Raw genomic sequence first — 19,363 nt, 5'->3', positions numbered from 1 at the left:
ACCACCTTTACCAAATATGCGCATCTTCAAACGGGTCACGTTTGCTCGTGTAAGCACCATGCATCGCATAAGTGCAAGCAACAAGAGGACTAATATCAACGTCAGAACCAGTCTTATTCCAACCAAACAAGCCGCTCTTACCAAGCGGACGCGTAACAACATGACTAACAGCATCAGCAAGCTGAGGCTGGTCTTCATCACTCAAATGCGTTAGTTGCTTAAGCGTCAACAAGTCAAGGAAACGACCACACGCTTGCCCAACGTCCTTGGTTTGCAAAATCGTCACCAATATAGACGCTTCCTGCAAATCTTGCACCAACGTCATAGCAGGGGACTGTGAGTCAATACAAACACTAGCAGTCCTATCCCAACGCTCAGCAAGCCAATCAACAGCCCACTGCAAACCAGCCTCAGCAATAGGACGACGCTCAACCATCTCAATATGGCAAGTATCATCATCAAAGCGACGGCAAGCGCCAATCGTGAGCATAGTGCGCTCAGGGTTCATATCCAATGCGAACGAAGCAAGTCCACCGTCTTTAGGCTTATTCACAGTGCTCTCAGCCCAGAGCTTCAAATCAATGGCGTTATGGCTTGCTGTTTCGTCCCACACTCCAAGAGCTTCACGTCTAAAACTATCGTCAGACAATTGTCTGCGCATACGCAAAATAGCGTTCTCATTAGTCCTCAACGGGTAAGATGGATTCGCTTTAGCCCAAGCCTTACGGTCATCAAGGTCGCAATCTCTATCCGCGCTAAACTCAACGTACAAAGTATCCTTATCGTACCCCTTAATCGCGTTCGTACGCTTCAAAGTAAATGCTTCACCATTATCCTTAGGACGCGGCGGCGTACCCATGTAAAGCGCCAACGGATTAGGAGACGCATTCATGGTTGGAATCATGTCATCCATAGCAGACTCAGAAAGAATCTGAGCCTCATCAAACGCAATAACATCAACATGAGCAAAACCACGGCCAAAACCCTGCTCACGAGCACCAAACAGAATACGAGAACCATTATTAAACTCAAGCTGCTGCTGCCCGTTAGCACGACGAACAGCCTTAACAAAACGCTTAAACACAGGCTGCTCTGCGAGCGCGGTCATGTTTCTGAACGTTTCGTCGCTTGTTCTCGTATGGTGAGCAGTCCACAACATAAGCAAGTTAGGATTCATCGCGCAGTGCATGAGCATTGAAGTGCCAATCATGAACGTTTTGCCAACTTGTCGCGGAATGCTTAATACTGCACCGCCTACGCCTTCCGCGTATTTGCCGTCTTTACGTTTGCCAAACAGTGCGCTCAAAAGTGCGCTTTGCCAAGGGTCATAGTGTACGCCTAACGCGTTTAATACTCGCTCGTATCGCGGAAAGTCGGTTGTTACAATGCCTTCAGGGAGGATGCAGTGTCGTGCGATGCTAGATAGTCGTGGTGTCGAAAGTGTCATTTGTTACAGCCTCCGTTTCTAGCGCACTCAATGGATTGGTTGAGTCGCTCATGCCTTCTATTTTCTCAGTAATTCCTATAAGCTCACGGCTTATTGCCGGCAATGCGTTCGCTGGCGTATCAGGACTAATCATCGCTTTGTGTAGTATGTCTCTTGCGTAGCGTAGTTCTTCCAAAACGCTAGCATCACACATGCGTTCAAACGTTTCTTTTGTTAGTTCTTCGTCTTGTATGCTTGTTTTCACGCTCTTAGATGGCAGGTTTATTACCACAGGCTGCTTTGTTTCTTCTTTTTTAACACCGTTTTGTTTACGTTTACGGTTTGCGTCTACGCGGCATTTATCCGAGCAATATTGAGGCTTGCGTCCGTGTCCGGTTGTTTTGAAAAAGTGTCCGCAATTCTTGCATTGCATACGTTTCTCCTAGGCATATTGATACGAATAGCTTTTTGTTACGATAAGGGTGTTACGAATAGAGCACTCGGGGAGATTTTAGACCTTTCGCCGGGGGGGCTTTTCGAGCCGGGGGAGGGGGTACCCCCCCACCCTTATTGATAATATTCTCATTATCATTATCACTTGGTCACCATTGACTTGCTTTGAAGTATATTTTTTCGCGCGGACTTTGTGGCGTGCCGTTGACTTTGGCGCGCGCGTAGTCGATGCTGTGCGAGCTTTTTATTCTGTTGCATCTGCGATGCGTGAGCCTGATGTTAGTCCACTCGTATGGGCTGCCGCCGCGTGACACTGGCACTATTTCGTCTACTTCTGCGCTCATTGGGTGCGGCGTGCGCAGTGTCTTGTCTATCAGTTGCCCACATATATAGCAGGTGTCATAGTACGCTAAGGCTCTGCGTCTTATGCTGTCGCGTCTTGCGCCGTTGGTGCGGCGCGGGTTTGTTTTTGTCATGGTATTAAAAAAGCGGCACATTTGTGCCGCTCTCTTTTGGGATTATCGCTTTATATGAGTATATCATATCCATGGCGTGTTACGACACGCCGAAAGTTGACAAAGGTGCGAGGTGTGGTAATATAGAAAATGTCAAGAAAACAAGAGCGAAAGCTCAAAACAAAAAGGAAAATAAAATGTTGTACGAAGAAGAATATGACGAGTTGAAGAGCGCAAAGACTGCGGAAGATTTTTACGCCGCTTGCTGCGAAATCGGTTTCCAATGGGAGCTTGAGGGCTTATATTTCCCAGATTGTGACTACACCGTTCTTGTTGATGAATACGATATTGCTGACTTCCTCGGCGTTAATCCTGACGACAGCAAGGAAATTCGCCGCGCTTATAGTGCGCATGAAGATAAGTGCGATGCTCATTTCTTGTGGAAAGAACGCCGCGCTATCAAAAAGGCCGCGAAGAGCTGCGTAGAAGAGTATTAAATAAGTCAAGAAAAGCGGAAACGCAAAACAAAGGATTGATTAAAATGCAGGATACTTTCGATATTTTCGACGAAACCGTTACGACCGCTCAGCCTGAAACTAAGGCTGCGAAGCCTTCTAAAGAAGAGGCACGCGCGAAGGCTCAAGAAAAGGCTGAAAATTTAACGAGTCAGGTTGTTGGCGCACTTCGTGAGGCTTTCCAGTCTGTTGATGGCGTTATTGGTCTTGTTGGTAGTGTGGCGCGTTTTAAGGCTGTTAACGCCGATAAGCACTATAGTACGCGTAACATTTTGATGGTTATCGCGCAAATGCCGAAGGTTGGTCGCGTGCGTGGTTTTTCTGAGTGGAAGAAGGCGGACGCGATGGTTAAAAAAGGGAGCAAGGGGTTGGCACTTCTTTCTCCTAAAACTTACAAGTGCGCTTATACAAAAGGGGGCAAGCCTGTAGGTGCGGTTGTGCGTCTTTCTAAGGAAGGAAAAGCGCGCGTGGCTAGTGGTGAGCTTGTTGTCAAGGACGAGATTTGCGGCGCTGGTTTGGCTTATGTTTTTGATTCTTCGCAGGTTGATGGCGCGCCACAAGTGCCTGAAGTGTCTATCTCTTGGGGTGTTGACGGTGTGACCTTAGAGCGGTTGGCGACCGAGTGCGTGGCTGGCGTTTGTAATATTTTTGCTAGAAATACTAGCGCTGCGCTGAGTGATTATGCGGCTGCTATTGAGGTTTTGCTTGATAAGTCGAAGGCTTGCGCATTGTGTGCTGTGGCTTGATATAAAAAGGCCGTGGCGCGTCATTGTCAAGAGGACGAAAAAGGAAAACTCGCCCTTGCGCCACGGCTTTTCTAGCCTATCACGCGACACGCCGAAGGTTGACAAAGGTGCGGCATGTGGTAATATAGAAAATGTCAAGAAAACGAGCGGAAACGCAAAACAAAAAGGAGTTAAAAAAATGAAAAAAGAAATCTTGCAAAGGCTTGCAAACGAAGTTAAAAACTGCAGGCGCTACTCGTTAAACGCAATCAAAAAAGCTGAAGAAGGAAAAATTGGTTCAGCTATCTGCATGTTCGACATTGCGCAAACGGCAAAAATATGCGCCATGCAAGCTCATGAGGAGCTTTGGAAAGTAAGCGAAGGGAAATTAAACAGCAAAGAATTTGAACTTTTCGCAGACGCTGAAACCTTGGATAAGGATATCCAAAAAGCCTATAAGTCTATTAAGCAAGCAAGGAACTAAAAGGAGTATAAAAATGATTGACACAAGCATTAAGGTGATGATGGTTACCTTGGATGACCTTAAGGATTTAGAAGCCGCTACTGATGAAAAGGCTTTTTACAAAGTCATTCAATACAGCTGGGACTTAGAAAATACCACTGACGGCCTTTATATTAAAAATATTGATTACACTGCCGAAGGCTTGAGTACTGAGGATTTGGCCGCTTTCTTGGGCATTGACACTAGCGAATACTCTGACGACGACGAGGGGCGCGAGGCTTTGCAAAATGATTTGAGCGATGCTTACCAAATGCGCGAAGACGAAGTTGACGCGCGCGTCTGCTGGCTTGCGCGCGATGAGATTATCAGTGAAGCTCACGAAGTTTTCGAAGAATCCCACCTTTACGCAAAAGACGATGACACTGAGCACTTAAAATATATCAAACCTGCTACTTACGAAGAGATGGAAAAGGCTGGAGTTAAGGCTACTAAAAATGCGCTGCGCGAAGTCGGGTACGCACTCAGCGGTCTAGCCGCTCAAGCCTTAGGTGAGGGGAGCTTCTTCACTATAACAGAGATTTTGAACGCTATCAAGCTCGTGAGCAAGTACCCAGAAGAAGAAGTATGGAATGCCACGCAGCGTTTTAGTAGCTACTCGTACTTTATGAAGTACACTGGCGATGATATGCCTGTGCTTTACATGACTGACTGGGGGCACGAGTTGCGCTATACCGTATATAGCTTACTTGAGGACTGCGCCACAGAGTACACAGCGGACAGTCTAAGTGACGGCGATGATAGATTAACTTCTTTTGCAGCTTTCTTGCAAAGCGATGATTTTGAGCGCCTATATAGAAAAGATGACCTTGAAAAGGATTCTTTTGACAAGAACGCCGCTCAAGTACTAGGCTTCGCACTTGGTAGCTTTATCAAGTGGACAAAAGAGCAAGAGCAAGACGCTAGCACTTGGCAGAGTCTCAAAACGCGCCTTGCTGAAAATAGCGCGCTCGCTTTTGATAAGACTTTCCGCACAAGCCTAGCCGAAGAATTACAAAAACTTATGAACTAAAACTTAGCTTGCTCATATGCAGCAAGCTAAGAGCGAGGAGCGACACACCGAATTGCGCGTGTGGCGCTTGTACGGCATTTTTTTATATACGAAAGGATAAAAATGTATATTAATTCATACTATATGGAGACTCTGAAAAAAATTTTAGCTGACATTGATACATCGCGCGTAGAAGTGACGCAAAAACAAGTTGAAACCGAGGACTTAGACTATTTGGAGTAAGTAATGTCTGACTATGATTTTCGCGCGAGAAAAGACGCGCCAACTTACCTGATGGCGCGCGACGTGGCGGTGTTGCTGGATTTGAAGAAAAGCGCGGTGTTGCGATACTTGACGACGGCGCGCCGTCATTATAAGGACGGTTGCGTGAAGCCTTTTGATTTGCCGTTGCCTGACGCGCTTGCGGGGTTTAATCTTCGCGCGCCACTCTGGCGTTACGATACGATCCGCGAGTGGGCAATGCGCCGCCCACAAGCGCCTGTGTGCTTGCCTGTGTCTGAGGTTGAGGGCTTGGCATTGTTGCGCGAGTATATCGAAGACGCGAAGGATTAAAAAAATTTTTATTCACCCCCTTGCCAATGTTCCCACATTGTGGTAATATATTAAATATGAAAGGAGGTGAACATGGAAACCAAAGATTGGGCAGCGCTCGCGCTCAACATTCTAACTATCGTCATTATGATTTGGTTAGATTTACGACACGACAATAAGCGCAAGTAAAAAACGGGGGTTCCAACCACTCATACTGGCTAGAACCCCTAGCCCCAATCTTTCCACACGATTATGAGTAAAACAAGAGTATTAGGCATTATCTCGGCAATATGCGCCATTACAGCTGCAACAAACGTTATCCTGCAAGTGCCATTCGCTGGTATTGGGTTCACTCTAGCAGCTGGCATCGCTGGCTTATCCGCTGGCTTAACGGGCAACAGTAAAGAAAAATAAAAGGAGCCTATTATGTTAGATGAGAACGGTCAAACGGTACTCGTATCACTGCATGATGTGGCGCGGCTTCTTGGCGTAGGTTATGATTCTATGCGCCAATATCTCGTGCGCTCTAGGCGCGCCGCCTTAGATGGTCAAGATGCGAGTAACCTCCGCGGTCTAATGCCACTACCAACACACTCAGTTGGCGTACTAACAGCAAAGCCCGCGTGGGATTATGACACTATCCGCGATTGGGCAACACGCCGCCCACACCGCCCCATAGAGTTGCCATCATCATGGCAAGAGCTGAAAGAATCTGTTGATAAAGCAGCTAAAACCGAGTCAAGCAATCAACAGTAAAAACAAACAATGGTAGGCAAGTTTTATTTGCCTACCCTATAATAAAAAACAATCAGCGTGCGCGATATGATACGCCGCGGCGCGCTCTAACTGCCGCGTGTGCGTTCGCTTTCATGTCCGCTACGATACTACTGCAACCGCAACGAGTGCACGTGTAGGTCGTGTCCCACGTGTGCGCGGCGGCTGGCGTGTTACATTTCGGGCACACGCCTATTGGGTGTTTGATTTCGTCCGGGGTGGTGAGTGTCTCATAGTCGCGTTCGATTGCACGCCATTCTTTCAAGTCGTAGATTGCAGCTGGCAACTGCGGAATTTTTTTCACGTTTTGCACCATCAAACGTAACGCCGGCTCAAGTGGCAGGCGTGCGTAACGCGCGTCAATCTGACCAAGCACCACACAACATTGCGCATGAATACGGTCAATGAGATTCAACGCGCGCGTGTTCAAAGGCATTGGTGGAATACCACGTGACGGCGTGTGCCCTAGGTGCGTGAGCCTTACCTGCTTGTAGGCAATCTGACGCACGATAGTAGTCTGCGCTGGCAACGCGCGGATTATTTTCGCGTAAGTGTGACGGCATTCGCGACATAAACGACGTTCGCTACTATCGTGCATTCGTTTCCTTTCTTTCAATGAGGATTATACGCTTTAAGCCAGCTTCATGCGGTTTCATTCTGCGGCATCAATCATATCTCCCAAAGCTTCAATAATTTCGTCTGTAGCATCATAAACCATTCTGAACTGTTCCCATATTTTACAAGCGTTGCTAAAATTATTGTTCTTAAGAATGTAGAGTTTATTGGTTATTGCTCTGTAAAATATGCTGTTTTTAGTGATAGGCTTTGGCATCATGCCGTTGTCTCGTGCGTCTTTTGCACACACTAACGCTTTCTTCAAATCGTCTACGCCGCCTTTTTTCTGCCAGCGGAACACGTATTGGATTACTTGCGCCCAGTCGTCTGAATAATAGCGGCTAATGTCAAAGCATTCAAAATGTGTTTCACCGTCATCATACTTGTAATAATCTGGCGTGGTCATAATTCTTCTCCTTATTTCGTGTGGTTTGGCTCTTCTAAAGGCATGCTCGGATTACTGTACCCGTAGTCTTGTGTAAGGTATTTGCGAATTAGCGCATCATACGCGTCCAAGTATTGGATTGCCGAGTCTGGCACGTGCGGCGATATTTCACCGTAGACTTGACTCAAGCGTTCACGCACATGCTCAAGCGTCTTATCTTTCTGACTGATGTTTACTACCATTATTGTCGTTGTCTTTCTGTGACTGTTCGTCTAGTACTTTGATTATTTGGTTTTCGCGTTCACTTAGAACCCACTTTGTTGGGTGCTCTGAACTCGTGCAGCCTTCCACTAGCGGACTTTGTAAGCATTGCTTGAGTCTTTCCGCTGCTTTGCTGCTAATAAAATATCCTCCGCCGTAAATGCCTTTTTTACTAGCTCGCTGCGAGTCTAGTGCTTTCACAAAGTACGCTTCACTACGCTTTAATACGAAAGGCTGCACATGCTTCACATACTTATCCAAGAGTGCTGCGGATATAACATGCTCAGGGTACACGTATTTTTTTACAGACGTGTTAGCTTTAATAGGCGATTTTTGTTGGGTTTCTATAACCCTGCGTCTTAAGTCTGGCGCGGTCTCAACGAGATTATCGCCAAGATTAGTCACAAGGCTAGTATTCACGACTGCGCCATTATGATACCGGATAGGCGCATTAACCTGCACGTAGTTTACAACATTATCCGCTGAGCTGAAAAGCGTGAGCGTTGGCGCAAAAAGCACAAAATCAACATGATTCGCAATATAAAAATCTTTAATCTTCCTCAGAATACTAAACGGCGGATTATCAATCACCACACAACCTTCTGAATACTCTTCCGCCTCATAATCGCCGCCAGGCTTGAATGGACGCAAAATAGTACGCCCTTGCAAACCGTATTTTTCAACCGCCCAATTCTTAATAATCTCGTAGATTTGCGGCGGCGTGTAACAGTCGTCCGTCGTTAGTTTCGGCTTGAATTTATCAACAAATTCATCATAGTCTGTTAGCTTAACTTGTCTTGTGTTCACTTACTTCTCCAAAATATTAATCGTCTTCCACTTACTATCTAGCACGGTGCGCCATGCGCTGGTGGTGCGCACGCTTTCCATAATGCGCTCGCCGTTGCCGCGTAGTCGCCATGTGACTACTTGTGCGCGCGCGTTGGTTACGCCTTGCAAGTAGTCGTGGACGATTTCACCGTTGGCGCGCACTGCGATTACGCTCGCGCCGTCTAGGTCGCTTGGGTGCGTGTATCCTAACGCGCGCAACACTCGTGTTAAATCTAGCGGTGGTTGCTGAATATTTGTCTGTTCCATTCTTCCGCGGTTTTTGGTTGTTTGATTATTGCTTCTACGAGTTGCTCCGTTAGTCCTGTTTGTTTACATATGTAGTTGAGTGGTATTCCGTCCGCATACCATTTGCGGATTAAGTCAGTCATCTTTTTGGGTACCATTTGTGTCCCTTCACATGCTGTGCGTTGCCTGTTAATTCGTTCATGTACTGTTTTAAGTCACTGCTTAAGTACAAGTCGTTACTTGTGCTTATGCGCTGGTATAAGTGGGTTCGTATTGATGTTGTAGGCACTTTGTGTTGAATACACCCGTATCCTACCCACGTTGGGATTGCGGTTATGTTGTGTTCTCCGATGATTACTTGTGTTAGGTATTGTTTTTTCATTTCTCGTTCTCGCTGTTTTAGCGTGCTTCTTCGTACCACTGGTTCGCTTCGTAGATTATGCTCACCAGCACATGTAATGGCATTGTGACGTATTGTTGTTGAACGCCTGCCGCGTTGCTTATGCCTGTGCCGCGTTTCTTGTGTATGACCGCGTAGTAGGGTGCGTTATCGTTGGCTGCTTCTATCTCAGCTTCGCGCACGTATTCGGCTAAGCGCATTTTGTTTTCGTTTTTGCATTCGAGTACCATGCGGCTGCCGCAGAATGTTACGCCGCTGATGTCGCCGCGGTCGCATGTGCCGTTTAACGCGCGGCGTTCGATAGTCTCATCGCAGAGATTGTTTTGCAAGTATTCTACAATTGCGGTTTCAAACGCCGTGCCTTTCTGTTTCTGCCTACTCATTCTTCTGCATCCCCTGTAACACAAGCAGTTGTGATTTGTGTTTCCCTTCCAGTGTGTTCTTTTCGCTGCTTTTTCATTAGCTTACGGATTTTGTCATAGCTTTCTTTTGACACATAGCAAATGACTTTTACACAGTAGTCGTCGCATTCTTCATCTGCTTCGAGTTCGAAGAGCGCACCTATGGGGAGGTTTCCTGCTTCGTGATACAATTCTGCGAGCGCGTCAATGATGTTGTTGTCTTCGAGGATTCCTCGGTTTTTCTTTTTCATTTTGTTTTTTCTTTCCTCTTGTTTGGGATAAAACGCATTTCTACGACGTATTCGCTCATGCATGGTGTTATGCGCGCTTCGTAAACTCCTCCGCGTGGCTTGCGAAATGCTGCGACTCCGCCGCGTCTTACTCTTGATGCGAGTACGCGCGCACTACCTAAAGGCATTACAGCGATTTGAACCCATTCGGTTGGTGTTTGACGGCTTTTTTTAGCTAATTCTGCGTATTTGCCGCACGCGCGTTTTACTCTCGTACTCTTACGATCATGTGTCAAAGTTGGTTGCGTTACGGATATTTTGCCGGTGAAGAGGATTTTGAATCGTTGACCTAGTGTGAGTTTCATTTTTTGCATCCTAGAATTCCGGGTCGGGTTCTGGGTTCCCCCATGGGTCTTTGCTTGGTGCGGCTTGCGTCCACGCGTTGGCTTGTGGTGCGGCTGATGCTTGTGCCGTTTGGGGGGTTGAGCCTGTAAAGCCTGTGCTTGTGCTTGTTTTGGTGACTTGGCATGTGGCGTATCGTAGGCTTGCTCCGATTTCGTCGACGGTCATTTCTACTACCGTGTGCTTCGTACCTGTTTGGTCATCGTAAGTGCGTTGGCTGAGCCTACCGGTTGCGACTACTCGCATGCCTTTGGCTAGGCTTGTGGCAATGTGTTCGGCTAGGTCTCGCCATGCTTGGCATCGCATGAATAATGCTGGTGCGTCTACCCACTGATTCTGGTTTTTATCGAATGTGCGTGGGGTGGATGCGATTGAGAATGTGGCGACGGACGCGCCGGATTGTAGTGTGCGCAGTTCGGGGTCTGCTGTTAGGTTGCCTACGATTGTGAGGGTGGTTTCGTTAGCCATTATTGTTCCTTTTCTGCTTGTTCAGCTGGCTGTTGTTCGGCTGGCTGTTGAGTGCGTTTCGTGCTTTGCTCTCGTACCCACGCGCTAGCGTTTCTAATTACAGTCGCACGGTTTTTAATCAGGAATTCTGCTTCCTCTTTCGTCGGAGGAATGTGGAGTTTTAAATGTTTCAGATAGCTTATTTGCACCATGCGGTCGCGGATTCCAGCTTCTGCAAGCATCTCGAGGATTTGGTCTCTCTGCTCTTGTGTTGACACTAACGGTTTGCGGCTCGTGGTTTCGGCTTGCTGTTGAACGCGTGTTTCAACAACTGGTGGAGTGGCTATGTCCTCAGCTTTTTCCATTTCATCGTCTGTGTAAATGCCGCTCATGTCCGATGGGAAAGCTTTACGTAAAGCTAACGCTTCAGCACATTTCGCTATCATCAACGCTGGCTTTGTTGCCCACATTCCGCTGAGTTTGCCGTTGTATACTGGCGCGTACTCTTTGAAGATTGCCACTGCGCTGAACACGCCGCCGCCACGCTTGACGCTTACTTTTGCAGCTGCTGGCGGCTCAGCTGCTAACCAAACGTCATGCCATGTTCCGGTTTTATCCGCCCACAATGTATCGCTCATGCTGAATACTTCGTGGCATTGTTGAGCGACTCTGTGTGCGATTGCGCGTAACCCGTCAATGCCGACTTGTATTGTCTGCTTGGTTTCGTAACCGTTAGGGGTTTTTTGTTTGCGTCCTATCATGTAGATTTGGCGACTGAACGGGTCGAGTCCGGTTCGTTTGGATTGTGTGAGGAATATAGCAAGGTCGGCTTGTGTCACGTCGTTTGATACGCCTAACTGTTTGAGCGCGGCTACTTGTTGTTGTGTCCAGTCTGTTTGGTCTTGAGTAATGGTGAGTTCGCTACTCATTTTTTACCTTCTTCGATTTGTAATGCGGCAACCTTCGCTATTTCTTTTACGTCAAGAGCTGAGTTAGCATAGTTGCGGTCTAGTTTCACTGTTACGACTGAACCCCTACCGTTTTTGTATTCGACACCTTTCGGGATTTCACCATTGTGTGCGCGGATTAGCTCGTCGAGAAAGTCCGGCATGCAAGCTTCGTCGCATGGCATTATTGTCGTGTACCATGCGTCGCGCCCGTCGTCCAGCGTCCATTGGATTTGTTTAAGGATTGCAGCATAGGCTTTCGGGTCTTTCACAATGTAGTAGCCTTCGTTGCCTTTGCTTATGCTGATTTCGCCGACTGTTTTGTTGTTGAATCGTAGTTCGTCGCGGTCGCCTGAGTCTCTTTGATGCAAGTATGTGTTCTTAGCGGTTTTTAGTGCGGTTTTGATTCGTTTTGACCATTTGGCTAGTGTGGCGATTACCGCGTATAAGTCGTGGTCGCTCAAGTTGCTTAATTGTTCTTCAAAGTCTGTGATTTCTTTAGTCATTGTTTGCTCCGGTTAGTTTGTCGATTATTTTTTTGACGTGTTGTTTTGCTTTGTACCACTCGTTGAGCGCGTCATCTATCGCGTCTATAAGCTGCTTATGTCCGTCGTCGAATTGCTTATCGAGTTCATGCCACTTTGCGAGTGTGCCTTCGTATTTGCTTTTAAGTTTGTCGATTTCCGCACTAAGTTGTGTGAGTAGCTCACATTTAGCTCGCGCGGAATCGTATTCTTTCTGTAATCGCGTGTGTTTTTCGTTTGCTTTTTTAAGCTGCGCTAATGCTTTGTCTAGCTCTGTGTTGCTCATTTTTCTCTCCATTTAGTCGAGTAGTAGGTCGAGTAGTTGATTGTAGGCTTCGTAATATTTATCCGTGTAATACTTGATAACGCCTGTTTCATGTATTTTGTTTTTTCGTTGTTCTTTTAATGCTTCTTCGGTGCTCATACTAGCCTCAGATTGTTTGTGGGATTGGGATGTTGTGTACTTCGAGTAGGTTTTTCAGCTTGAGCATGGTGTGTTGCATTTCTACTAGGTGCGTGCCTACGGCTTCGATTGTTTGTTCGCAGTTGTCGAGCAACCGGTCGGTTTCTTCAATGTCGTATCCTGTGCCGAAGAAGCGCGTGCTTATTTGCGCGTCTCGGACTTCTTGTGGTGTTATGAGCATTAGTTTTCCTTTCATAATGGGGGCATGATGCAGCTTGACGAGTTTAAGTACATGGAGCGTCCCACATTCATCATGCCCTTTGTGCGCGTGCGAAGAGTCGAACTTCGCACCTCTAGCGGCTTGAGTAACCAGAAACGGTACAAAAAACTGGTTGCTGTCTTTTCTAGAGTGCCGTTTACGCGCTTAAAATTGTTATTTGATTGGTTTGCCGAGTTGTTTACTCCACCAGTCTTCTATGCTTTTTGCGTCTATTAGGTAGCGTGTGCCGCGCCCGTTTGTATCGCTTGTGGCTTTGATTTTTCCGCGCTGAATTAGTTCACGCGTTTTCAACTCGGTCATGTTGTAGGCTTTGGCGAATTCGCTGATGGTGTACGCTTTTTTAACTACTGTTCGCTGTTTGATTTGTTGCTCGAGTTTGTCGAATCGTTGTTCAAGTTTGTCAAAACGATGGATGATGTCTTTGATTGTGTACTGTTTTTCACACATTGAATGTCTTTCTGTTCTATGTATTCGTTGTAAACGCTTAAGCTGGCGGTAACGCCTATGAGGATGAGGAAGAAGCCGATGGGTAGGTTGATACTGTCTATTTGATCGTGTACGGTTTCGTATACGAGTGTGATGCCGCTCAAGGCGATTAGTATGCTGATGATAATGCTGATTGTTGCCGTGGTTTTGCTCATTGTTGTGTTCTTTCTGTGATGGTTGTTATTGCGCGCACTAGGTTGATGCTTGCTATGGTTGCGAGTGTGATGCTTAGGATTGTTAAGCCGTTGATACTACCGCCTGCGTTGAGCGCGTATAGGATGATGCTTGCAGCGTATGCGATTATGTTTGCTAGTAGTTTGGTGTATGGGTGTTTCATTTTTGGTTTTCCTTTTCTGCTTGTAGTAGGTTTTGTCTTACTTCATACGCGTTGTTGATCGCGTATTCTCTTTCGTCTAGTGCTTGCTGTTTTTTGTGTTCGGCTTGTTGTAGTTTTTTCTTGTTTGTGAAGTTTGGGTAGTTTTCGTATTGTTTTTTGGTTTGCGCGTATTTTGTTATTGCTGTTAGCCAGTGGTTGTCGGCTTTTTCGTATTCTTTTTGTGCGAGTTGGTCGATTTGTTTTGCGCGTGCGAGGGTTTGTTTCGGTGTCATGGTTAGTCTATGTTTTTAAGGATTAGGTAGAGTACGTATGCGAAGATTCCTGAGATGCCTAGCCCGGCAACAACCGCGGTTATTGCGTCGATTAGGTGGTTAATGTTTTGTGGCGTCATTTTCTGCTTCTTTTGCGATTAGGCGTTCTAGGTAGTTTCGCGCGATGTCGAGTTTGTCTCTTGCGCCTATGAGGTTGTTTTTCGCCATTTTGTAGTCCCAGTTGCTTTCTAGGTTTCCGAAGATTTTGTAGGCTTTGCGCTGTTCGATGCTTATTTGTTCTGCGAGTTTGTATTCTTTTGTTTTTAGTTCTTCGAGCTGTTTGTTGAGTTGTTCTATCTTTTGTTCTGCTTTGGCGTCGTCTAGGTTTTGTTTTGTTAGTTGGTCTTTTATGTCCATGAAGCCTTGTTCGGCTTCGTTGTATTCGCGTTCGGCTGTTATCCAGTCTTGTGTGGCTTTTTCAATTTCTGGTGTCATTGTTGGCTTCTTCTTTGGCTTGTTCTAGTTCTTCGTTTATTTTGTTGAAGGTTTCTAATTTTTCGCGGTAGTCTGCGTCGGCGTTTTGTTTAGCAAAAAGCGCTACATATTTTTCAAAATTAGCGGCGGCGCGCTTTTCTCTTAGTTCTTTGATTTTGTTGTTCATTGTTGTTCCTCGTTTGGTTCGTTTTCCAGTTCGTTTATGTTTTTGACGTTTGTTATGTAGATGATGTTTTTAGCGTGTTGGTTGATTATTGTTGTGGTTGTTTCTTTCGCGTTCATTGTTATTCCTTTGCTGGTGGCTCAGTGGGGAAAAAGTAGCTGAATGGCTTATTGAGTACTTTGCACAAAACGAATGCTTCTTCCATGGTTAGTGCGACTTTTCCTGTTCTTTTGCCGTAAAGCGTGGTGTATTTCATTCCAGTTTTTTGCAAGATTGTTGAAACTTTTAAGCCACTTTCTTCTATCGCTGTTTCTAACTTTCTTGCTAGAAACTCGTTAATTTCTTTATTGTTCATATAAACAACATTACTACAAAATAGACAACAATCAAGTCGTGCGCGTGTTGCTTTTATTAAAGCCGTTTTATTAAAAGTTCCATAATAAACAACATTGTTGCTTAATATGGTGTATAATCTTGCATATGGATACAAAAAAACTCAGAGAAATGTCCGCAAAATTCAGCCTTTACGTAAGCCTTGAATTGCGCGGAGCAATATCATCAACATGCATATCTCAAGCCGAAGTATGTAGGAGAATAGGTCGTCAATCAGGCAATGTTAGCCGGTGGTTGCGCGGCAGCCCTGCTATGCCAATTGACGTAGCCTATGAAATATGCAACGCAATAGACGTACCTATCAGCGTAATAGTAGATAGAGCAATGCAAAGAATGATAATGGACAGTCCAGAATCTATAAGCGACACAGAGTTTGCTTCAGCAATCGTTGACTTCTCTAAACTTAATCTCGTCGCAAACGAAGATAAGCACAAAGAAGACGAGGCTGCAAATGGCGAATGGCGTTAGCTTCATGGCTTTGCAACGTCAAGCGGAAAGCCTAGGGGTAGTGGTGAGAACCGCGCCGCTACCCAAAGGCATATGCGGCGCATACTTTGAAAAATACAAAACTATCGTACTTGACGAAGATTTACAGCCTTATCAAATGCGATGCACTCTATGCCACGAGCTTATTCACGCCGAATACGCGGACTTCTCTCCTAATAGCCATGACGAAAGGCGAACTAGAAAACTAGCTGCCTATAGGCTTATTGATATCAATGATTACATTGAGGCGGAAACGGTCTACGAGGGAAACTCTCTACTAATGGCACGCGAATTAAATGTAACAAAGCAAGTCCTAGATGATTATCGTGAGCTTGTTTTATCTCAGTTGCATTTTTTTGATTCTTATTTGCGCGTTAGCGCGTTATGAAAAGGTTATGTATTAGTTATGTATGTTATGTAAGGTATGACGTTAAGCTCAAACCAAAGATTTGATGTTAAGCTCAAACCACTGTTTGACGTTAAACTCAAATACTGTTTGATATTAAGCTCAAACCAAAATGTATTTTACGCGAATACTGTTTGACGTTAAACTCAAACAGTGATAGCTTAAATGTAGTAATGCTACAAATAGAAAAACCCTGCTACAAAATAGACAACAGCTTGTAGCAGGGTAAAAGAAACCCGAACAGTTTCCTTACTCAGTGTATCACACTCCGTGAGGAAGCGGAAAGTGTGAAATCATGGGATTTAGAAATATCCAACAGATAACAGCATTAGCAAAATGTGGGAAACTCAATAATGCGCGGGGGACTATCACGTCATTCAGCGCGGACGAGTTCTCTATCCTATCCGCAATGGCTATACAGTCCGCCGACTATCCGCTTGACGTTGATGCTAAAAAGAAGAACCTACTACCTAGAACCTACATGTACGGTTGGCTAGAGTTAGCAAAGGCACTAGGAATGGTATTGCCCGACAGTGTGGATAATATAACCATTATCAATGGCGAACCTCATGATTTGCGAAAAGAAAGCTCTGCTATATCTCGCATTAGCCGCATTGTCACAAAGCTACAAGCTAAAGGTTTAGTAAAATGCTTGAAAAATAGTCGGTACAGTAAGCACGCGAGCGCGGTGTGGCTTTTAACCATAGGTGATGAGGACGAAAACCGCGAGTGTGAAAAATACGTGCGGTACGCGCTCAACCTAGATGGCAAACCGCCGGACGCGCAACCGCAACCCAACAACGGTATGCCTAAACACACTGCGCGCACGGTTACCCCAACCACACCAACACCACCAACCGGGAACAGCACGCCAAACGAAGCACTACTAGCACTCTTCAAAACACAAACAAAAACAATGCAGCAAGCCATTGAACACGATAAAATAGAAGAAGACACCACACCGCTACAAGAAGAAATCGAGGACGAAATGTACGGTAAGCCAATCAACTCAGAAATTGAACAATTCAAACGCGAACACGAAGGACTCACACCACGCCAATACTTCGTAAAATACGGGCACAACGCTCCAGACACTCGCAAAGAAACACAACAACAAAACCACGAAACATGATATAATAGAAACTGATAAATCTTTTTTATCTATCTCTTTCTCTCTGCATAATTGAATAGATTCTCAAACCAAGCAAAAGCGCGTTAGAAGTTTTTTCCATTTTCTTCTAGCGCGCTTTACTTATACGCCAAACAAAGGGTATAATAAAACAGCTCATAGTGTTAGTTATTTTGAGCACTCCTATCTGCATCGTCAGACGCGGTTATTGCAACCCTTAACATTTTCGGCTCTTTCAATGTCAAAGTTCTGACGATTTGAGCGTTTCTTATTCCCATTGTTGTTACGCTTTCCGTTTCCCCATGGCGTGTGGTAGACTACATGAGGAAGCTTGTTGAGAGTTTCTTTTGCCCTATCGCAAAGGTGGTGTTATTTTGCGATAGGGTTTTATTTTTCCGTACATTAATGTTACATATAGTTAGCAGAAAAGCGACCGAAATCCGTACATCAATGTACGGAATCCGTACATTGATGTTACATCAAGATGTAACTTTGATGTAACACCTTTGATGTAACATTGATGTAACACCTTACATATATACATAACTATTACATATACTTTCATATACGCGCTTTCGCGCTTTTTAATTTTTCTCATCGATATTCTCCAACGCATCTTCAGTGAGGTAAAGCTCAGCTTTCACCACCAAACAAGCGTCCGCCAAGTGCTTCAGCCTGCGAGCGCCGTCTTTCGTCCGCCGCATGCTGGTAAATCATCGCAATCTTCGGGTCAGCATGACCAGCCATATCCATGAGTTCCTTAACGGTCGCACCACTCTGAGCAAGCCACGTCAAGCACGTATGGCGTAAATCATGGAAATGCAAGTCAGGACGGTTCGCAGCAAGCCTAGCCTTATCATAGTAATCTCGTAGAGTATTCGTACGGATAGGCGTTGTCCTATCCGTTCTCATAGGAAACAGCCAATCATCCTGATTTAACTCTTGCTTTTTCACGAACTCTTTCAAACTATCAACCAGCGAGACTGGTATCACCTCACTACGATTACTATGCTCAGTTTTCGGTGCGGTCGTCAGCACAGTCGAGTTAGGGGTAGTCGCGCGCGTCCTACTGATAGTAACCGTATTATGCTTGAAATCAATATCACTGACCTTGAGAGCGCAAATCTCACCAATACGAAACGCTCCGAGCGAAGCTAGCAGAACAGTAGGCGCGTAAGCCTCCGGCATCATACTGTAGATTGTTTTAACCTCTTCAGGTGTTGCGACTGTTATCTCATGGCGACGCTCAACTTTAGCTTCACTAACAGTAAACGGATTATTCTTCAAGATTGGCGGATTGCCGTTAATATCCGGTCGCAGCGCACTGTTTACAATAGCACGCAATACTTTCATAGTGTTGCGCACCATGTCCGGTTGCGACACGTCCAAACCGTCTCTAAAATCGTTTACCATTTGCGTACTCAAGTCTGCGAGCGCAACACTACCAAGCACCGGTTTAATATGATTCTCATACGTTTTTGTTGTCGCGTATTTTGTGCTATCTTTAAGCGGTTTGCCGCGCACTCGTCGTTTTTCAAGCCATTCAGGAAAGTACGCGTCTAATGTTGTGTGTTCTGCTATTTCGCGTCTTTTTACCTCTTGAGGTGGCACCCATATTCGTTCTTCTATCTCATACTCTGCTTTTCTCAGCCAGTCCTCTGCGGCGCGCTTCTGATGGATAGGGAAACTCTTGGATTGCACTTTAGGTAAGTTTTGCCACAGGCTGAATGCGTACATTGGTGTACGGTATCGTGCGACTATTCTAGTCGGATTCTCTTTCGTGGGACGATAGCTCAGCGTCCCAAATTCTTGTACCATTTTTATGCTCCTTGCTTTTAATCACTGATGAGTCGACGAAACACAAACGACACACCAAACGACACACCAATTATACCCATTCCGCGCGTGTTTTCCGGAGTCAGAAAGCTTGTGACACGCCGTAAGAATGGCGGAATATCAACGATAATCGTTGCAATACCAACAAAAACAAGAAATGGCGGAATCCCAACAAGTTCGAATCCCCCTAGCTCCACAAATTTTAAACGTCACCTCTTTTTGGGGTGGCGTTTTTTGTTATTATTTTTTAATTTTTATGCGCCACGCCGTATTTTTTACTGTTTGTCTGCAAGTCGTACTAATAATGAACACCATCGACCAGAGGTCGCGCTCGACAAGAGTAGTAAGCATGAGCCAGGGAAAGCGTTAATTGCTTACAAAAGGGGAGAGCGCCGAAGTTTACTGCTTAATCCCAAAAGTAGTGAGCTGGGACTTGGCTTAATATACCAAGGACTGTCGCAGTGATTTGGCATCCGCTGCGGAGAGCTATCGACACGCTTGCTTTTGCTTGCTTGTTTTGCCTCTGATTGTCATGAAAGGAGGAAAAATGAGTAGCTCATTATCATCTACTGCTGCACAGAATACTCAGCAGAATACTCAT

The 19,363-nt window shown here is 45.5% G+C and carries 31 protein-coding genes and 1 riboswitch; of the genes, 9 read left to right on the top strand and 22 right to left on the bottom strand.

Going from position 1 to position 19,363, the window contains the following annotated elements; genetic code table 11:
* Positions 1-7: 7 nt before the first annotated feature.
* The 3 genes from HXT44_RS05055 to HXT44_RS05045 form a co-directional block, all read right to left on the bottom strand.
* Positions 8-1,306, bottom strand: a complete 1,299-nt coding sequence (locus tag HXT44_RS05055) for a phage terminase large subunit (RefSeq protein WP_421782688.1) — start codon at positions 1,304-1,306, stop codon at positions 8-10.
* A gap of 112 nt (positions 1,307-1,418) precedes the next feature.
* Positions 1,419-1,859, bottom strand: coding sequence for a DUF6076 domain-containing protein (locus tag HXT44_RS05050; RefSeq protein ID WP_421782686.1), 441 nt, complete (start codon positions 1,857-1,859; stop codon positions 1,419-1,421).
* Positions 1,860-2,028: 169 nt separating this feature from the next.
* Entirely contained in the window at positions 2,029-2,223 is a 195-nt protein-coding gene (locus HXT44_RS05045) for an HNH endonuclease (RefSeq protein ID WP_421782684.1), read from the bottom strand.
* A gap of 308 nt (positions 2,224-2,531) precedes the next feature.
* On the opposite strand from HXT44_RS05045, the gene HXT44_RS05040 reads away from it, so the two are divergent.
* The 6 genes from HXT44_RS05040 to HXT44_RS05015 all read left to right on the top strand — a co-directional run bounded on the left by HXT44_RS05040 (position 2,532) and on the right by HXT44_RS05015 (position 6,393).
* Positions 2,532-2,831 (top strand): hypothetical protein, encoded by a 300-nt coding sequence (locus tag HXT44_RS05040; RefSeq protein WP_421782682.1) that lies wholly within the window; start codon positions 2,532-2,534, stop codon positions 2,829-2,831.
* 44 nt (positions 2,832-2,875) lie between these two features.
* The gene (locus HXT44_RS05035; RefSeq protein WP_421782680.1) at positions 2,876-3,595 is read left to right on the top strand and encodes an ArdC family protein; all 720 of its coding nucleotides are present in this window, start codon (positions 2,876-2,878) and stop codon (positions 3,593-3,595) included.
* Entirely contained in the window at positions 3,582-4,058 is a 477-nt protein-coding gene (locus HXT44_RS05030; protein WP_421782677.1) for a hypothetical protein, read from the top strand. The genes HXT44_RS05035 and HXT44_RS05030 overlap by 14 nt, the downstream gene beginning before the upstream one ends.
* Positions 4,059-4,071: 13 nt before the next feature.
* The gene (locus HXT44_RS05025) at positions 4,072-5,106 is read left to right on the top strand and encodes a hypothetical protein (protein WP_421782675.1); all 1,035 of its coding nucleotides are present in this window, start codon (positions 4,072-4,074) and stop codon (positions 5,104-5,106) included.
* 285 nt (positions 5,107-5,391) lie between these two features.
* Positions 5,392-5,658: a hypothetical protein gene (locus HXT44_RS05020; RefSeq protein ID WP_421782673.1), complete on the top strand. Its 267-nt coding sequence runs from the start codon at positions 5,392-5,394 to the stop codon at positions 5,656-5,658.
* Positions 5,659-6,063: 405 nt separating this feature from the next.
* Complete coding sequence (locus tag HXT44_RS05015) at positions 6,064-6,393, top strand: hypothetical protein (RefSeq protein ID WP_421782671.1); 330 nt, start codon at positions 6,064-6,066, stop codon at positions 6,391-6,393.
* A 52-nt stretch (positions 6,394-6,445) separates the two neighbouring features.
* On the opposite strand, the gene HXT44_RS05010 is transcribed toward HXT44_RS05015, so the two are convergent.
* From HXT44_RS05010 to HXT44_RS04925, 18 genes are all read right to left on the bottom strand, one after another.
* Positions 6,446-7,009 (bottom strand): hypothetical protein, encoded by a 564-nt coding sequence (locus HXT44_RS05010; protein ID WP_421782669.1) that lies wholly within the window; start codon positions 7,007-7,009, stop codon positions 6,446-6,448.
* A gap of 54 nt (positions 7,010-7,063) precedes the next feature.
* Positions 7,064-7,432: a hypothetical protein gene (locus tag HXT44_RS05005; RefSeq protein ID WP_421782667.1), complete on the bottom strand. Its 369-nt coding sequence runs from the start codon at positions 7,430-7,432 to the stop codon at positions 7,064-7,066.
* A gap of 11 nt (positions 7,433-7,443) precedes the next feature.
* Entirely contained in the window at positions 7,444-7,653 is a 210-nt protein-coding gene (locus HXT44_RS05000) for a hypothetical protein (RefSeq protein ID WP_421782665.1), read from the bottom strand.
* Complete coding sequence (locus HXT44_RS04995) at positions 7,625-8,479, bottom strand: hypothetical protein (RefSeq protein ID WP_421782663.1); 855 nt, start codon at positions 8,477-8,479, stop codon at positions 7,625-7,627. Before HXT44_RS04995 ends, HXT44_RS05000 begins: the two co-directional genes overlap by 29 nt.
* Positions 8,480-8,767: a hypothetical protein gene (locus tag HXT44_RS04990; RefSeq protein ID WP_421782661.1), complete on the bottom strand. Its 288-nt coding sequence runs from the start codon at positions 8,765-8,767 to the stop codon at positions 8,480-8,482. It lies immediately after the preceding gene.
* Between the two features lie 378 nt (positions 8,768-9,145).
* Entirely contained in the window at positions 9,146-9,529 is a 384-nt protein-coding gene (locus HXT44_RS04985; protein WP_421782659.1) for a hypothetical protein, read from the bottom strand.
* The gene (locus tag HXT44_RS04980; protein ID WP_421782657.1) at positions 9,526-9,798 is read right to left on the bottom strand and encodes a hypothetical protein; all 273 of its coding nucleotides are present in this window, start codon (positions 9,796-9,798) and stop codon (positions 9,526-9,528) included. The genes HXT44_RS04985 and HXT44_RS04980 overlap by 4 nt, the downstream gene beginning before the upstream one ends.
* On the bottom strand, positions 9,795-10,142 hold the full coding sequence (locus HXT44_RS04975; RefSeq protein ID WP_421782655.1) for a hypothetical protein: 348 nt from the start codon (positions 10,140-10,142) through the stop codon (positions 9,795-9,797). Before HXT44_RS04975 ends, HXT44_RS04980 begins: the two co-directional genes overlap by 4 nt.
* A gap of 10 nt (positions 10,143-10,152) precedes the next feature.
* A complete protein-coding gene (locus HXT44_RS04970; protein ID WP_421782653.1) occupies positions 10,153-10,647 on the bottom strand; it encodes a single-stranded DNA-binding protein in 495 nt (164 codons plus the stop codon).
* Positions 10,647-11,555 carry a phage recombination protein Bet gene (bet, locus tag HXT44_RS04965; protein WP_421782651.1) on the bottom strand — a complete coding sequence of 303 codons (909 nt, stop codon included), beginning with the start codon at positions 11,553-11,555 and terminating at the stop codon, positions 10,647-10,649. Before bet ends, HXT44_RS04970 begins: the two co-directional genes overlap by 1 nt.
* Complete coding sequence (locus HXT44_RS04960) at positions 11,552-12,079, bottom strand: hypothetical protein (RefSeq protein ID WP_421782649.1); 528 nt, start codon at positions 12,077-12,079, stop codon at positions 11,552-11,554. The genes bet and HXT44_RS04960 overlap by 4 nt, the downstream gene beginning before the upstream one ends.
* Positions 12,072-12,383: a hypothetical protein gene (locus tag HXT44_RS04955; RefSeq protein ID WP_421782647.1), complete on the bottom strand. Its 312-nt coding sequence runs from the start codon at positions 12,381-12,383 to the stop codon at positions 12,072-12,074. The genes HXT44_RS04960 and HXT44_RS04955 overlap by 8 nt, the downstream gene beginning before the upstream one ends.
* A gap of 145 nt (positions 12,384-12,528) precedes the next feature.
* Entirely contained in the window at positions 12,529-12,741 is a 213-nt protein-coding gene (locus tag HXT44_RS04950; protein ID WP_421782645.1) for a DivIVA domain-containing protein, read from the bottom strand.
* Between the two features lie 192 nt (positions 12,742-12,933).
* On the bottom strand, positions 12,934-13,227 hold the full coding sequence (locus tag HXT44_RS04945) for a helix-turn-helix domain-containing protein (protein WP_421782643.1): 294 nt from the start codon (positions 13,225-13,227) through the stop codon (positions 12,934-12,936).
* 372 nt (positions 13,228-13,599) lie between these two features.
* Positions 13,600-13,875, bottom strand: coding sequence for a hypothetical protein (locus HXT44_RS04940; RefSeq protein WP_288231167.1), 276 nt, complete (start codon positions 13,873-13,875; stop codon positions 13,600-13,602).
* A 99-nt stretch (positions 13,876-13,974) separates the two neighbouring features.
* Positions 13,975-14,349: a hypothetical protein gene (locus HXT44_RS04935; protein ID WP_421782641.1), complete on the bottom strand. Its 375-nt coding sequence runs from the start codon at positions 14,347-14,349 to the stop codon at positions 13,975-13,977.
* A complete protein-coding gene (locus HXT44_RS04930; protein ID WP_012914299.1) occupies positions 14,333-14,515 on the bottom strand; it encodes a hypothetical protein in 183 nt (60 codons plus the stop codon). Before HXT44_RS04930 ends, HXT44_RS04935 begins: the two co-directional genes overlap by 17 nt.
* Before the next feature lie 118 nt (positions 14,516-14,633).
* Positions 14,634-14,867, bottom strand: a complete 234-nt coding sequence (locus HXT44_RS04925) for a hypothetical protein (RefSeq protein ID WP_421782638.1) — start codon at positions 14,865-14,867, stop codon at positions 14,634-14,636.
* A 125-nt stretch (positions 14,868-14,992) separates the two neighbouring features.
* On the opposite strand from HXT44_RS04925, the gene HXT44_RS04920 reads away from it, so the two are divergent.
* From HXT44_RS04920 to HXT44_RS04910, 3 genes are all read left to right on the top strand, one after another.
* Positions 14,993-15,373, top strand: coding sequence for a helix-turn-helix domain-containing protein (locus tag HXT44_RS04920; protein WP_421782636.1), 381 nt, complete (start codon positions 14,993-14,995; stop codon positions 15,371-15,373).
* Complete coding sequence (locus tag HXT44_RS04915) at positions 15,357-15,779, top strand: ImmA/IrrE family metallo-endopeptidase (RefSeq protein ID WP_421782634.1); 423 nt, start codon at positions 15,357-15,359, stop codon at positions 15,777-15,779. Before HXT44_RS04920 ends, HXT44_RS04915 begins: the two co-directional genes overlap by 17 nt.
* A 313-nt stretch (positions 15,780-16,092) precedes the next feature.
* On the top strand, positions 16,093-16,929 hold the full coding sequence (locus HXT44_RS04910) for a hypothetical protein (RefSeq protein ID WP_421782632.1): 837 nt from the start codon (positions 16,093-16,095) through the stop codon (positions 16,927-16,929).
* Between the two features lie 630 nt (positions 16,930-17,559).
* Here the strand turns inward: HXT44_RS04910 and HXT44_RS04905 are convergent.
* On the bottom strand, positions 17,560-18,744 hold the full coding sequence (locus HXT44_RS04905) for a tyrosine-type recombinase/integrase (RefSeq protein WP_421782630.1): 1,185 nt from the start codon (positions 18,742-18,744) through the stop codon (positions 17,560-17,562).
* Between the two features lie 328 nt (positions 18,745-19,072).
* Positions 19,073-19,259: riboswitch (Lysine riboswitch) on the top strand.
* Positions 19,260-19,363 lie beyond the last annotated feature (104 nt).

It is taken from the genome of Gardnerella sp. DNF01198P (assembly GCF_049244165.1).
Taxonomy (GTDB): Bacteria; Actinomycetota; Actinomycetes; order Actinomycetales; family Bifidobacteriaceae; genus Bifidobacterium; species Bifidobacterium swidsinskii.
Note: the sequence above shows the minus strand (reverse complement) of the source record. Positions and strands in the feature narration are given on the sequence as shown.

Coding starts and splice junctions, on each gene's coding strand:
- HXT44_RS05050 (WP_421782686.1), bottom strand. CDS start 1,859: ATGCAATGCAAGAATTGCGGACACTTTTTCAAAACAACCGGACACGGA.
- HXT44_RS05045 (WP_421782684.1), bottom strand. CDS start 2,223: ATGAGCGCAGAAGTAGACGAAATAGTGCCAGTGTCACGCGGCGGCAGC.
- HXT44_RS05040 (WP_421782682.1), top strand. CDS start 2,532: ATGTTGTACGAAGAAGAATATGACGAGTTGAAGAGCGCAAAGACTGCG.
- HXT44_RS05035 (WP_421782680.1), top strand. CDS start 2,876: ATGCAGGATACTTTCGATATTTTCGACGAAACCGTTACGACCGCTCAG.
- HXT44_RS05025 (WP_421782675.1), top strand. CDS start 4,072: ATGATTGACACAAGCATTAAGGTGATGATGGTTACCTTGGATGACCTT.
- HXT44_RS05015 (WP_421782671.1), top strand. CDS start 6,064: ATGTTAGATGAGAACGGTCAAACGGTACTCGTATCACTGCATGATGTG.
- HXT44_RS05010 (WP_421782669.1), bottom strand. CDS start 7,009: ATGCACGATAGTAGCGAACGTCGTTTATGTCGCGAATGCCGTCACACT.
- HXT44_RS05005 (WP_421782667.1), bottom strand. CDS start 7,432: ATGACCACGCCAGATTATTACAAGTATGATGACGGTGAAACACATTTT.
- HXT44_RS05000 (WP_421782665.1), bottom strand. CDS start 7,653: ATGGTAGTAAACATCAGTCAGAAAGATAAGACGCTTGAGCATGTGCGT.
- HXT44_RS04990 (WP_421782661.1), bottom strand. CDS start 8,767: ATGGAACAGACAAATATTCAGCAACCACCGCTAGATTTAACACGAGTG.
- HXT44_RS04985 (WP_421782659.1), bottom strand. CDS start 9,529: ATGAGTAGGCAGAAACAGAAAGGCACGGCGTTTGAAACCGCAATTGTA.
- HXT44_RS04980 (WP_421782657.1), bottom strand. CDS start 9,798: ATGAAAAAGAAAAACCGAGGAATCCTCGAAGACAACAACATCATTGAC.
- HXT44_RS04975 (WP_421782655.1), bottom strand. CDS start 10,142: ATGAAACTCACACTAGGTCAACGATTCAAAATCCTCTTCACCGGCAAA.
- HXT44_RS04970 (WP_421782653.1), bottom strand. CDS start 10,647: ATGGCTAACGAAACCACCCTCACAATCGTAGGCAACCTAACAGCAGAC.
- bet (WP_421782651.1), bottom strand. CDS start 11,555: ATGAGTAGCGAACTCACCATTACTCAAGACCAAACAGACTGGACACAA.
- HXT44_RS04960 (WP_421782649.1), bottom strand. CDS start 12,079: ATGACTAAAGAAATCACAGACTTTGAAGAACAATTAAGCAACTTGAGC.
- HXT44_RS04955 (WP_421782647.1), bottom strand. CDS start 12,383: ATGAGCAACACAGAGCTAGACAAAGCATTAGCGCAGCTTAAAAAAGCA.
- HXT44_RS04950 (WP_421782645.1), bottom strand. CDS start 12,741: ATGCTCATAACACCACAAGAAGTCCGAGACGCGCAAATAAGCACGCGC.
- HXT44_RS04945 (WP_421782643.1), bottom strand. CDS start 13,227: ATGTGTGAAAAACAGTACACAATCAAAGACATCATCCATCGTTTTGAC.
- HXT44_RS04940 (WP_288231167.1), bottom strand. CDS start 13,875: ATGACACCGAAACAAACCCTCGCACGCGCAAAACAAATCGACCAACTC.
- HXT44_RS04935 (WP_421782641.1), bottom strand. CDS start 14,349: ATGACACCAGAAATTGAAAAAGCCACACAAGACTGGATAACAGCCGAA.
- HXT44_RS04930 (WP_012914299.1), bottom strand. CDS start 14,515: ATGAACAACAAAATCAAAGAACTAAGAGAAAAGCGCGCCGCCGCTAAT.
- HXT44_RS04925 (WP_421782638.1), bottom strand. CDS start 14,867: ATGAACAATAAAGAAATTAACGAGTTTCTAGCAAGAAAGTTAGAAACA.
- HXT44_RS04920 (WP_421782636.1), top strand. CDS start 14,993: ATGGATACAAAAAAACTCAGAGAAATGTCCGCAAAATTCAGCCTTTAC.
- HXT44_RS04915 (WP_421782634.1), top strand. CDS start 15,357: ATGGCGAATGGCGTTAGCTTCATGGCTTTGCAACGTCAAGCGGAAAGC.
- HXT44_RS04910 (WP_421782632.1), top strand. CDS start 16,093: ATGGGATTTAGAAATATCCAACAGATAACAGCATTAGCAAAATGTGGG.
- HXT44_RS04905 (WP_421782630.1), bottom strand. CDS start 18,744: ATGGTACAAGAATTTGGGACGCTGAGCTATCGTCCCACGAAAGAGAAT.